Origin of the sequence: Siccibacter turicensis LMG 23730, assembly GCF_000463155.2 — a bacterium.
GTDB classification, from domain to species: domain Bacteria; phylum Pseudomonadota; class Gammaproteobacteria; order Enterobacterales; family Enterobacteriaceae; genus Siccibacter; species Siccibacter turicensis.
In genome coordinates, this window is sequence record NZ_AWFZ01000012.1 from 15254 (window position 1) to 26263 (window position 11010).

The 11010-nt window shown below is 50.3% G+C and carries 25 protein-coding genes; 1 reads left to right on the forward strand and 24 read right to left on the reverse strand.

The annotated features are described in order from the left end of the window. From rplO to rpsJ, 21 genes are all read right to left on the reverse strand, one after another. The gene (gene rplO / locus DW58_RS01350; protein WP_024549508.1) at nucleotides 1–435 is read right to left on the reverse strand and encodes a 50S ribosomal protein L15; all 435 of its coding nucleotides are present in this window, start codon (nucleotides 433–435) and stop codon (nucleotides 1–3) included. 3 nt (nucleotides 436–438) lie between these two features. Beyond that, nucleotides 439–618 (reverse strand): 50S ribosomal protein L30, encoded by a 180-nt coding sequence (gene rpmD / locus DW58_RS20545; RefSeq protein ID WP_004846568.1) that lies wholly within the window; start codon nucleotides 616–618, stop codon nucleotides 439–441. Nucleotides 619–624: 6 nt separating this feature from the next. Continuing rightward, nucleotides 625–1125 carry a 30S ribosomal protein S5 gene (gene rpsE / locus DW58_RS01360; RefSeq protein WP_024549507.1) on the reverse strand — a complete coding sequence of 167 codons (501 nt, stop codon included), beginning with the start codon at nucleotides 1123–1125 and terminating at the stop codon, nucleotides 625–627. Nucleotides 1126–1139: 14 nt separating this feature from the next. After that, nucleotides 1140–1493: a 50S ribosomal protein L18 gene (gene rplR, locus DW58_RS20550; RefSeq protein ID WP_024549506.1), complete on the reverse strand. Its 354-nt coding sequence runs from the start codon at nucleotides 1491–1493 to the stop codon at nucleotides 1140–1142. 9 nt (nucleotides 1494–1502) lie between these two features. Beyond that, nucleotides 1503–2036 carry a 50S ribosomal protein L6 gene (gene rplF, locus DW58_RS20555; protein ID WP_024549505.1) on the reverse strand — a complete coding sequence of 178 codons (534 nt, stop codon included), beginning with the start codon at nucleotides 2034–2036 and terminating at the stop codon, nucleotides 1503–1505. Between the two features lie 12 nt (nucleotides 2037–2048). Further along, complete coding sequence (rpsH, locus tag DW58_RS20560) at nucleotides 2049–2441, reverse strand: 30S ribosomal protein S8 (protein WP_024549504.1); 393 nt, start codon at nucleotides 2439–2441, stop codon at nucleotides 2049–2051. A gap of 33 nt (nucleotides 2442–2474) precedes the next feature. Next, nucleotides 2475–2780 (reverse strand): 30S ribosomal protein S14, encoded by a 306-nt coding sequence (rpsN, locus tag DW58_RS20565; RefSeq protein WP_004388614.1) that lies wholly within the window; start codon nucleotides 2778–2780, stop codon nucleotides 2475–2477. Between the two features lie 9 nt (nucleotides 2781–2789). Beyond that, nucleotides 2790–3329, reverse strand: a complete 540-nt coding sequence (gene rplE, locus DW58_RS01385; protein ID WP_024549503.1) for a 50S ribosomal protein L5 — start codon at nucleotides 3327–3329, stop codon at nucleotides 2790–2792. Between the two features lie 14 nt (nucleotides 3330–3343). Then, the gene (rplX, locus tag DW58_RS01390; RefSeq protein WP_024549502.1) at nucleotides 3344–3658 is read right to left on the reverse strand and encodes a 50S ribosomal protein L24; all 315 of its coding nucleotides are present in this window, start codon (nucleotides 3656–3658) and stop codon (nucleotides 3344–3346) included. 10 nt (nucleotides 3659–3668) lie between these two features. Then, the gene (gene rplN, locus DW58_RS01395) at nucleotides 3669–4040 is read right to left on the reverse strand and encodes a 50S ribosomal protein L14 (protein WP_002919748.1); all 372 of its coding nucleotides are present in this window, start codon (nucleotides 4038–4040) and stop codon (nucleotides 3669–3671) included. Nucleotides 4041–4204: 164 nt separating this feature from the next. Next, a complete protein-coding gene (rpsQ, locus tag DW58_RS01400; protein ID WP_024549501.1) occupies nucleotides 4205–4459 on the reverse strand; it encodes a 30S ribosomal protein S17 in 255 nt (84 codons plus the stop codon). Next, nucleotides 4459–4650: a 50S ribosomal protein L29 gene (rpmC, locus tag DW58_RS01405; RefSeq protein ID WP_024549500.1), complete on the reverse strand. Its 192-nt coding sequence runs from the start codon at nucleotides 4648–4650 to the stop codon at nucleotides 4459–4461. The genes rpsQ and rpmC overlap by 1 nt, the downstream gene beginning before the upstream one ends. After that, the gene (rplP, locus tag DW58_RS20570; protein ID WP_002438716.1) at nucleotides 4650–5060 is read right to left on the reverse strand and encodes a 50S ribosomal protein L16; all 411 of its coding nucleotides are present in this window, start codon (nucleotides 5058–5060) and stop codon (nucleotides 4650–4652) included. The genes rpmC and rplP overlap by 1 nt, the downstream gene beginning before the upstream one ends. A gap of 12 nt (nucleotides 5061–5072) precedes the next feature. Beyond that, a complete protein-coding gene (gene rpsC / locus DW58_RS20575) occupies nucleotides 5073–5771 on the reverse strand; it encodes a 30S ribosomal protein S3 (protein ID WP_006817277.1) in 699 nt (232 codons plus the stop codon). A 17-nt stretch (nucleotides 5772–5788) separates the two neighbouring features. Further along, complete coding sequence (rplV, locus tag DW58_RS01420; RefSeq protein ID WP_000447529.1) at nucleotides 5789–6121, reverse strand: 50S ribosomal protein L22; 333 nt, start codon at nucleotides 6119–6121, stop codon at nucleotides 5789–5791. A gap of 14 nt (nucleotides 6122–6135) precedes the next feature. After that, entirely contained in the window at nucleotides 6136–6414 is a 279-nt protein-coding gene (gene rpsS / locus DW58_RS01425) for a 30S ribosomal protein S19 (protein ID WP_001138115.1), read from the reverse strand. A gap of 16 nt (nucleotides 6415–6430) precedes the next feature. Beyond that, nucleotides 6431–7252, reverse strand: coding sequence for a 50S ribosomal protein L2 (gene rplB, locus DW58_RS01430; protein ID WP_023479412.1), 822 nt, complete (start codon nucleotides 7250–7252; stop codon nucleotides 6431–6433). Nucleotides 7253–7269: 17 nt separating this feature from the next. Next, the gene (gene rplW, locus DW58_RS01435; protein WP_024549499.1) at nucleotides 7270–7572 is read right to left on the reverse strand and encodes a 50S ribosomal protein L23; all 303 of its coding nucleotides are present in this window, start codon (nucleotides 7570–7572) and stop codon (nucleotides 7270–7272) included. Beyond that, complete coding sequence (gene rplD / locus DW58_RS01440; protein WP_024549498.1) at nucleotides 7569–8174, reverse strand: 50S ribosomal protein L4; 606 nt, start codon at nucleotides 8172–8174, stop codon at nucleotides 7569–7571. Before rplD ends, rplW begins: the two co-directional genes overlap by 4 nt. A gap of 10 nt (nucleotides 8175–8184) precedes the next feature. After that, a complete protein-coding gene (rplC, locus tag DW58_RS01445) occupies nucleotides 8185–8814 on the reverse strand; it encodes a 50S ribosomal protein L3 (RefSeq protein WP_024549497.1) in 630 nt (209 codons plus the stop codon). 32 nt (nucleotides 8815–8846) lie between these two features. Continuing rightward, a complete protein-coding gene (rpsJ, locus tag DW58_RS01450; RefSeq protein WP_001181005.1) occupies nucleotides 8847–9158 on the reverse strand; it encodes a 30S ribosomal protein S10 in 312 nt (103 codons plus the stop codon). Nucleotides 9159–9536: 378 nt separating this feature from the next. On the opposite strand from rpsJ, the gene DW58_RS01455 reads away from it, so the two are divergent. Next, nucleotides 9537–10028, forward strand: a complete 492-nt coding sequence (locus DW58_RS01455) for a prepilin peptidase (RefSeq protein ID WP_029696450.1) — start codon at nucleotides 9537–9539, stop codon at nucleotides 10026–10028. On the opposite strand, the gene bfr is transcribed toward DW58_RS01455, so the two are convergent. The 3 genes from bfr to DW58_RS19785 form a co-directional block, all read right to left on the reverse strand. Beyond that, the gene (gene bfr / locus DW58_RS01460; RefSeq protein WP_024549495.1) at nucleotides 10012–10488 is read right to left on the reverse strand and encodes a bacterioferritin; all 477 of its coding nucleotides are present in this window, start codon (nucleotides 10486–10488) and stop codon (nucleotides 10012–10014) included. The genes DW58_RS01455 and bfr overlap by 17 nt on opposite strands. 72 nt (nucleotides 10489–10560) lie before the next feature. Further along, nucleotides 10561–10755, reverse strand: coding sequence for a bacterioferritin-associated ferredoxin (gene bfd, locus DW58_RS01465; protein WP_024549494.1), 195 nt, complete (start codon nucleotides 10753–10755; stop codon nucleotides 10561–10563). A 182-nt stretch (nucleotides 10756–10937) separates the two neighbouring features. Continuing rightward, on the reverse strand, nucleotides 10938–11010 hold a 73-nt coding region (locus tag DW58_RS19785; protein WP_173644473.1), incomplete at its 5' end, for an EF-Tu C-terminal domain-related protein.

Consider the following 11010-nt stretch of genomic DNA (forward strand, 5'->3'; position numbering starts at 1 on the left):
TTATTCCTCGATTTTACCGCCAGCAGCTTCGATAGCAGCGCGAGCGCCTTTCGTCACACGCAAGCCACGAACAGTTACCGGACGAGTAACCTCGCCAGACAGAATCACTTTCGCGAATTCAATCTGAATACCGACAATGTTTGCTGCTTTCAGTGTGTTCAGGTCAACTACATCACCTTCAATTTTCGCCAGCTCGGACAGACGCACTTCTGCAGTCACCATCGCTTTACGAGAAGTGAAGCCGAACTTCGGCAGACGGCGATACAGTGGCATCTGGCCACCCTCGAAACCGCGACGTACGCCACCGCCAGAACGAGAGTTCTGACCTTTGTGACCACGACCACCGGTTTTACCGAGGCCAGAACCGATACCACGACCCAGACGCTTGGAAGCGTGCTTAGAGCCTTCGGCCGGAGACAGAGTATTTAAACGCATCTCTTACTCCTCAACTTTAACCATGTAGGAAACCGCGTTGACCATACCACGAACAGCGGGGGTATCCTCGCGCTCAACGGTGTGACCAATACGACGCAGACCCAGGCCAAGCAGCGTTGCCTTGTGTTTCGGCAGACGACCGATTGCACTGCGGGTTTGAGTGATTTTAATAGTCTTTGCCATGGTCAATTACCCCAGAATTTCTTCAACGGATTTACCACGCTTGGCAGCGACCATTTCTGGAGATTTCATGCTTTCCAGGCCATCAATAGTTGCACGAACCACGTTGATCGGGTTGGTGGAACCATATGCTTTAGCCAGAACGTTATGAACTCCAGCGACTTCCAGAACGGCGCGCATTGCACCACCGGCGATAATACCGGTACCTTCTGAAGCCGGCTGCATGAATACACGAGAACCCGTGTGAACACCTTTAACCGGGTGCTGCAGGGTGCCGTGGTTCAGCGCGACGTTAATCATATTGCGACGGGCTTTTTCCATCGCTTTCTGGATCGCTGCTGGAACTTCACGCGCTTTACCGTAACCAAAACCAACGCGACCGTTACCATCACCAACTACAGTCAGAGCTGTGAAGGAGAAAATACGACCACCTTTAACGGTTTTAGATACGCGGTTTACCGCGATCAGCTTTTCCTGCAGTTCGCCAGCCTGTTTTTCGATGTGAGCCATCTTACACCTCTACCTTAGAACTGAAGGCCAGCTTCACGGGCAGCATCTGCCAGTGCCTGGACACGACCATGATATTGGAACCCGGAACGGTCGAAAGAAACATTTTTGATGCCTTTTTCGATTGCGCGTTCTGCGACTGCTTTACCAACAGCGGCTGCGGCGTCTTTGTTACCGGTATACTTCAGTTGCTCAGCGATAGCTTTTTCTACAGTAGAAGCAGCTACCAGAATTTCAGAACCGTTAGGAGCGATCACCTGTGCGTAAATATGACGCGGGGTACGATGTACCACCAGGCGGGTCGCACCCAGCTCTTTGAGCTTGCGGCGTGCGCGGGTCGCACGACGGATACGAGCAGATTTCTTATCCATAGTGTTACCTTACTTCTTCTTAGCCTCTTTGGTACGCACGACTTCGTCGGCGTAACGAACACCCTTGCCTTTGTAAGGCTCAGGACGACGGTAGGCGCGCAGGTCTGCAGCTACCTGACCGATCAACTGTTTATCAGCACCTTTCAGTACGATTTCAGTTTGAGTCGGGCATTCAGCGGTAATACCTGCAGGCAGCTGATGGTCAACCGGATGTGAGAAGCCCAGAGACAGGTTCACAACATTCCCTTTAACCGCAGCACGATAACCTACACCAACCAGTTGAAGCTTACGGATGAAGCCTTCGGTAACACCGATAACCATTGAGTTCAGCAGAGCACGTGCGGTACCAGACTGGGCCCAACCGTCTACATAACCTTCGCGCGGAGCGAAAGTCAGAGTGTTATCTGCTTGCTTCACTTCAACAGCATCGTTGAGAGTACGAGTCAGCTCGCCGTTTTTACCTTTGATCGTAATAACCTGACCGTTGAGTTTTACCTCTACGCCGGCAGGAAGAACGATCGGTGCTTTAGCAACACGAGACATTTTTTCCTCCGATTAAGCTACGTAGCAGATAATTTCGCCGCCGAGACCAGCCTGGCGCGCTGCACGATCAGTCATAACACCTTTAGAGGTAGAAACAACTGCAATACCCAGACCCGCCATAACTTTCGGCAGCTCATCTTTTTTCTTATAGATGCGCAGACCTGGACGGCTGATACGCTGAATGCTTTCTACCACAGCTTTTCCCTGGAAATACTTAAGAGTAAGTTCCAGTTCAGGCTTGGTGTCGCCTTCAATTTTGAAATCTTCGATATAACCTTCTTCCTTCAGCACGTTGGCAATTGCCACTTTCAGCTTGGAGGAAGGCATGGTGACCGCAACTTTGTTCGCGGCCTGACCGTTACGGATACGGGTCAGCATATCCGCGATCGGATCTTGCATGCTCATCTGTCTTTACTCCCGTGATTCAATTGGTGACAATTACCAGCTAGCCTTTTTCAGACCCGGGATTTCACCGCGCATAGCGGCTTCACGGACCTTGATACGGCTCAACCCGAACTTCCGCAGGAAAGCGTGCGGACGACCAGTTTGACGGCAGCGGTTACGCTGACGAGACGGGCTGGAATCACGCGGCAGAGTCTGCAGCTTGAGAACGGCATTCCAACGATCTTCGTCAGAAGCGTTCACATCAGAAATGATCGCTTTCAGTTCAGCGCGTTTAGCGAAGTATTTTTCAGCCAAAGCTACGCGCTTTACTTCGCGTGCTTTCATTGATTGCTTAGCCATGAAGTAACCTTACTTGCGGAACGGGAAGTCAAAGGCAGCCAGCAGAGCACGGCCTTCTTCATCGGAATTCGCGGTAGTGGTAATGGTAATATCCAAGCCACGTACACGATCGACTTTATCGTAATCGATTTCCGGGAAGATGATCTGCTCACGGACACCCATGCTGTAGTTACCACGACCATCGAAAGACTTAGCAGACAAGCCGCGGAAGTCACGAATACGTGGAACAGCAATAGTGATCAGGCGCTCAAAGAACTCCCACATGCGTTCGCCACGCAGAGTTACTTTACAGCCGATCGGATAGCCCTGACGGATTTTGAAGCCTGCAACAGATTTGCGTGCTTTGGTGATCAACGGCTTTTGACCGGAGATTGCTGCCAGATCGGCTGCTGCGTTATCCAGCAGTTTCTTGTCAGCGATCGCTTCACCAACACCCATGTTCAGGGTGATCTTCTCGACCCGAGGGACTTGCATGACAGAATTGTAGTTAAACTCGGTCATGAGTTTATTAACTACTTCGTCTTTGTAGTAATCATGCAGTTTCGCCATCGTACTACTCCAAATTACTTGATAGTTTCGCTGTTAGACTTGAAGAAACGGACTTTTTTGCCGTCTTCGAATCTAAAGCCTACACGGTCAGCCTTGCCGGTTGCCGCATTGAAGATTGCAACGTTAGAAACCTGAATAGCAGCTTCTTTTTCAACGATGCCACCCGCCTGGTTCAGAGCCGGGACCGGCTTCTGGTGTTTCTTGACCAGGTTGATGCCTTCAACAACAATTTTGCCGGAAGACAGAACATTTTTTACTTTACCGCGCTTACCTTTATCTTTACCGGTTAACACGATAACTTCGTCATCACGACGGATTTTCGCTGCCATGATTCGCTCCTTATAGTACTTCTGGTGCCAGAGAGATAATTTTCATGAACTTTTCAGTACGAAGTTCACGAGTTACCGGCCCAAAAATACGCGTACCGATGGGCTGCTCACTGTTATTGTTTAAAATAACGCATGCATTGCCATCGAAGCGAATGACAGAACCGTCCGGGCGACGAACACCCTTCTTGGTGCGCACCACTACCGCCTTCAGCACATCACCTTTCTTGACCTTACCACGCGGAATTGCTTCCTTGATGGTGATCTTGATGATATCGCCGACGCCTGCGTAGCGACGGTGCGAGCCACCCAGAACCTTGATACACATTACGCGACGAGCGCCGGAGTTGTCGGCGACGTTCAGCATAGTCTGTTCCTGGATCATTTAGTGCTCCGCTAATGTCAACTACTACTTCGGGACCCAAAAAATCAGGTCGTTAAAAAACCCCATATCGAGGGCGCGGCATTATAACACCGGTTCTTTGATAAGGGTAGAAAAAATAAACGGCCCATCGCTGAGCCGTTTATCGTTTGAGAACGAGTACTGTATTACAGAACTGCTTTCTCTACAACGCGAACCAGCGTCCAGGACTTAGTCTTGGACAGTGGACGGCATTCGCGGATTTCAACCACGTCACCGATACCGGATTCGTTGTTTTCGTCATGTACGTGCAGTTTGGTCGTACGCTTAATGAATTTACCGTAGATCGGGTGTTTCACGAAACGTTCGATAGCAACAACAATGGATTTCTCCATTTTGTCGCTAACAACGCGACCTTGCAGAGTACGGATTTTATCGGTCATTACGCACCCGCCTTCTCAGTCAGTAAAGTCTTAACGCGTGCGACGTTACGACGCACTTGCTTCAACAGGTGAGTCTGTTGCAGCTGGCCACTTGCAGCCTGCATACGCAGGTTAAACTGCTCACGCAGCAGGTTAAGCAGCTCGGTGTTCAGCTCTTCAACACTCTTTTCACGCAGCTCTTTTGCTTTCATTACATCACCGTCTTAGTTACAAAGGTGGTTTTAATCGGCAGTTTCGCTGCTGCCAGCTTGAATGCTTCACGGGCAAGCTCTTCCGGGACACCGTCCATTTCATACAGGACTTTACCCGGCTGAATCAAGGCAACCCAATACTCTACGTTACCTTTACCTTTACCCATACGAACTTCAAGCGGCTTTTCGGTGATCGGTTTGTCCGGGAATACACGGATCCAGATTTTACCTTGACGCTTAACTGCACGGGTCATAGCACGACGTGCTGCTTCGATCTGACGTGCAGTCAGACGACCACGGCCAACAGCTTTCAGACCGAAAGTGCCGAAGCTAACATCCGTACCCTGCGCCAGACCACGGTTGCGGCCTTTGTGCACTTTACGGAATTTTGTACGCTTTGGTTGTAACATCAGCGACGCTCCTTATTTACGGCCTTTACGCTGCTGCTTTTTAGGTTGAGCAGCCGGTTCCGGTTGTTCAACAGCAGCCATACCACCCAGGATCTCACCTTTGAAGATCCACACTTTAACGCCGATTACACCGTAAGTGGTGTGCGCTTCAGAGGTGTTGTAGTCGATGTCAGCACGCAGCGTATGCAGCGGAACGCGACCTTCACGGTACCATTCGGTACGTGCGATCTCAGCGCCACCAAGACGGCCACTCACTTCAACTTTGATACCTTTAGCGCCCAGACGCATGGCGTTCTGAACAGCACGCTTCATAGCACGACGGAACATAACACGACGTTCCAGCTGAGAAGTGATGCTGTCAGCAACCAGTTTTGCGTCCAGTTCAGGCTTACGAACTTCGGCGATATTGATCTGTGCAGGAACGCCAGCGATATCCGCTACGACCTTGCGCAGTTTTTCAACGTCTTCACCTTTCTTACCGATAACGATACCCGGGCGAGCAGTGTGAATAGTCACACGGATGCTTTTAGCCGGACGCTCGATAACGATACGTGATACAGACGCTTTAGCCAGTTCCTTAGTCAGGTACTGACGTACTTTAAAGTCGCTGTCCAGGTTGTCAGCGAATTCTTTGGTGTTCGCAAACCAGGTAGAGTTCCATGGTTTTACAATACCCAGGCGAATACCATTAGGATGTACTTTCTGACCCATTGCTAGTCTCCAGAGTCTCAGCGATCGGACACAACCACAGTGATGTGGCTGGTGCGCTTCAGAATGCGATCTGCACGACCTTTCGCACGCGGCATAATGCGCTTCATGCTTGGGCCTTCGTCTACGAAAATTTTCGTAACTTTCAGATCGTCGATGTCAGCGCCATCGTTGTGTTCAGCGTTAGCAATGGCAGATTCCAGGACTTTCTTAACCAGTACAGCCGCTTTCTTGTTGGTGTAGGTTAAGATATCCAGAGCCTGCGACACTTTCTTACCGCGAATAAGGTCAGCAACAAGGCGTACCTTCTGAGCAGAAGAACGAGCATGGCGATGTTTAGCGATAGTTTCCATCTCTTCCTCCTACCTTATTTCTTCTTCGCTTTTTTATCAGCAGCGTGGCCGCGATAAGTACGAGTCGGTGCGAATTCACCCAGTTTGTGACCGACCATCTCGTCGGAAACAAATACCGGAACGTGCTGACGACCATTATGGACAGCGATGGTCAAACCGATCATGTTAGGAAAGATCGTTGAACGACGGGACCAGGTGCGCAGGGGCTTCTTGTCACCGCTTTCCACCGCTTTCTCTACCTTCTTCAGCAAGTGCAGGTCAATAAAAGGACCTTTCTTGAGAGAACGTGGCATGGCTTATCCTCTAATATTATTTGCTACGGCGACGTACGATAAATTTATCAGTACGCTTGTTGCTGCGGGTCTTCTTACCTTTGGTCTGAACGCCCCACGGAGTTACCGGGTGCTTACCAAAGTTACGACCTTCACCACCACCATGTGGGTGATCGACTGGGTTCATCGCCGTACCGCGAACGGTAGGACGAATACCACGCCAACGTGCAGCACCTGCTTTACCCAGAACGCGCAGCATATGCTCAGCGTTACCAACTTCGCCCAGAGTAGCGCGGCAGTCAGCTTCCACTTTACGCATTTCGCCAGAACGCAGACGCAGGGTGACATACGCACCATCACGAGCAACGATCTGTACATAGGTACCAGCAGAACGCGCCAGCTGACCGCCTTTACCTGGTTTCATTTCTACGTTATGAACGGTAGAACCAACCGGGATATTGCGCATCGGCAGGGTGTTACCCGCTTTGATTGCAGCATCAACGCCAGACTGAATCTGGTCGCCCGCTTTCAGGCCTTTAGGGGCCAGGATGTAACGGCGCTCGCCATCTTTGTACAGAACCAGTGCGATGTTCGCAGAGCGGTTCGGATCGTACTCAAGACGTTCAACAACTGCCGGGATACCATCTTTGTTGCGTTTGAAGTCAACAATACGGTAAGCCTGCTTGTGACCACCACCAATATGACGGGTAGTGATGCGACCATTGTTGTTACGGCCACCGGATTTGCTGTTTTTTTCCAGCAACGGAGCAAAAGGTTTGCCCTTGTGCAGCTCAGGGTTAACCACTTTAACTACGTGGCGACGACCCGGAGATGTCGGTTTACACTTAACAACTGCCATTGTATTACTCCTCCGACTTACTCAGCGCCGCCAGCGAAGTCCAGATTCTGGCCTTCTTTAAGGGTGACGTAAGCTTTTTTCCAGTCGCTACGACGACCGATACGCTGTCCATGACGCTTAACTTTACCCTTAACTACCAGGGTGTTTACGTCATCAACTTCGACTTCAAACAGTTTCTGCACAGCAGCTTTGATTTCTGCTTTGGTCGCGTCTTTAGCAACTTTGAGTACGATGGTATTGGTTTTTTCCATCGCAGCAGACGCTTTTTCAGAAACGTGCGGTGCGCGCAGCACCTTCAGCAGACGTTCTTCACGAATCATGCGAGCATCTCCTCAACTTGCTTAACAGCATCAGCAGTCATTACGACTTTGTCGAAGGCGATCAGGCTAACCGGGTCGATACCTGCAACATCACGAACGTCAACCTTGTGCAGGTTGCGCGCAGCCAGGAACAGATTCTCATCCAGTTCACCGGTGATGATCAGCACATCTTCCAGAGCCATGTCTTTCAGTTTCTGAGCAAGCAGCTTAGTTTTAGGTGCTTCAACAGAGAACTTCTCGACAACGATCAGACGATCTTGACGTACCAGTTCGGACAGGATGCTTTTCAGCGCGCCGCGGTACATCTTTTTGTTAACTTTTTGACTGTGGTCCTGCGGGCGAGCAGCGAAGGTCACGCCACCGGAACGCCAGATCGGGCTCTTGATAGAACCTGAACGCGCACGGCCGGTACCTTTCTGGCGCCACGGCTTTTTACCGGAACCAGTTACTTCAGCACGAGTCTTTTGAGCACGAGTACCCTGACGAGCACCAGCTGCATAAGCAACAACAACCTGGTGTACCAGCGCTTCGTTGAAGTCACGACCGAAGGTAGTTTCGGAAACAGTCAGCGCGCTTTGCGCGTCTTTCAATACTAATTCCATTGCTATCCCCTTACGCCTTCACAGCTGGTTTAACGATCAGGTCGCTACCGGTAGCACCGGGAACAGCACCTTTAACCAGCAGCAGGTTGCGCTCAGCGTCAACACGTACTACGTCCAGGCTCTGAACGGTTACACGCTCATTACCCAGCTGACCTGCCATTTTTTTACCTTTGAACACTTTGCCCGGAGTCTGGTTCTGACCGATAGAACCCGGTACGCGGTGAGACAAGGAGTTACCGTGGGTAGCGTCCTGGGTACGGAAGTTCCAGCGCTTAACGGTACCTGCGAAACCTTTACCTTTAGAGGTGCCAGTTACGTCAACTTTTTTCACTTCAGCAAACAGCTCAACGCTAATGTCCTGACCTACAGTGAACTCTTCGCCATCAGCGAGGCGGAATTCCCACAGACCACGGCCAGCTTCTACGCCAGCTTTAGCGAAGTGACCAGCTTCCGGCTTGGTTACACGGTTAGCTTTTTTAGCACCAGTGGTAACCTGAACAGCGCGGTAGCCGTCGTTAGCCAGATCTTTAACCTGAGTAACGCGGTTTGCTTCAACTTCGATAACGGTTACTGGGATAGATACGCCATCTTCAGTGAAGATGCGGGTCATGCCCACTTTTTTACCGACTAAACCAATCATTGTTTCAACCTCTCAATCGCTCGATGACCTGATTAACCCAGGCTGATCTGCACGTCTACACCGGCAGCCAGGTCCAGACGCATCAGAGCATCAACGGTTTTCTCGGTTGGCTCAACGATGTCAACCAGACGCTTGTGAGTGCGGATTTCGTACTGATCGCGCGCGTCTTTGTTAACGTGCGGAGAGATCAGAACGGTGAAGCGCTCTTTGCGGGTCGGCAGCGGGATCGGACCACGGACCTGCGCACCAGTGCGCTTGGCAGTCTCGACGATTTCCGCGGTTGATTGATCGATCAGACGATGATCAAACGCTTTAAGACGGATACGGATTCTTTGGTTCTGCATGAGACCAGAGCTCCAATTATTTATAGACGAAAAGAATTACTCCTCGCACCCATTACGATTGATGGGGGAGTGTAATCGTTCTTACGTAGCCCCCCGATTGGGAGCATTGTTGATGGCCAACTGCACCACCCAGGTTCAGATCGAACCGGCCGTCAATGAAGACAGGCCCGCGCATTATACGTAAATCTGACCTGTTAGCAAGCGCTGCGTACTAAATAAGCACATTTGTTTTGTCTTTCGAACCCGCTCGCAGTCGAAGACTGCAACGTTGCAAGCAAATGAAAAAGTCTGGGTAGAGTTTTCCCGTTTCATTAGGTCCCCCTTTTCGGCATGCAGGGAGACGTTATGCTCATTGCTTACGTCTCAAGGAGCTTCATCATGCTGGATGCTATCTTTGTTGTTATCTACTTAACGTTACTTTTTCTTCTTGCCCGCTGCGACTGGCAATCAGGGCTGCTACCCGATCGCTTCACCTGCCCTCTTCTGTGGAGCGGCCTGCTTTATCACCTGGTCTGTATGCCGGAGTTTCTCTGTTCAGCGGTATGGGGAGCTATCGCCGGCTATCTGTTTCTGCTTCTCGTTTACTGGCTGTACCGGTTCATTTGTAAGGATGAGGGCATGGGATACGGCGATATCAAATTTCTGTCAGCGTTAGGCGCCTGGCACGGCTGGCAGATGCTGACGGGGTTACTTTTCATCGCGTCATTAGGTGGGTGTATTGCATACTTGCTTGCGCCGATGCTCGGGCGTTGGGGGATAAAAATAAAAGTGCCGCTGCCGTTTGGTTCTTTCATGGCGGTAGCGGCGCTTATTTCAGTAGGGTGCAGTTATTACCCACCCATTCGTGCAGTACTCATGCCTCTTCTTTAATTTGAGACTGGATGTAATTCTGAAGGCCGATTTTCCCGATCAGGTCGAGCTCGGTTTCCAGCCAGTCGATATGATGCTCTTCATCCTCAAGGATTTTGATCATGATATCGCGGCTAACATAATCATGGATGGTGTCTGCGTAAGCGATAGCCTCACGAAGATCCTGCGCGCCCTCAAGTTCGAGCTGCAGGTCGGAGCGCAACATCTCTTCCACGTCTTCACCGATATGAAGTTTTCCCAGGTCCTGAAGATTCGGGATCCCTTCCAGAAACAGAATCCGCTCGATATAGATATCGGCGTGTTTCATTTCATCGATGGATTCGTGGTACTCGACGTTGTTGAGGCGCATCAGGCCCCAGTTTTTGAACATACGTGCATGAAGAAAGTACTGATTGATTGCGACAAGCTCATTTCCCAATAATTTATTGAGATAATTTATGATTTTGATATCACCTTTCATTTTGTATTCCCTCCGCTTCCACTACATGAAGCGTAGATGCGGCAACCGGGATGTCAAAAAAAAGATGGGCTGTCAGGCAATCTCCTGATACTCAGGTAACTGCATTAATTCTTCCTGCATAATTTCACGCGCAGCGCGCACGCATTTACCGCATTGATTTCCTATCAAAACAAATTTGCGTAGCTGCTGGAAAGACTGGGGATGAAACTGGCGAACCGCCTGGCGAATTTTTTTGTCACTCACGCCATTACACAAACAAACGTACATGATCGCTCCCGTTCAATTTATGTGCAAAGAGTAAATGAGAATGGTTATGATTTCAAGAGCGCGACGGAGAGACATGAAAGGAGTGTGGTGGTTTAAGGGCAAATATTATGTACAGACAGATGGTTAAGCGGATCAAAAAAGGGCGCCTGAGCGCCCTTTTTATTAAAAGTTAACCGGCTTTATTAGCTGATAACTTTAGCAACAACGCCCGCGCCAACGGTACGGCCGCCTTCACGGATTGCGAAACGCAGACCG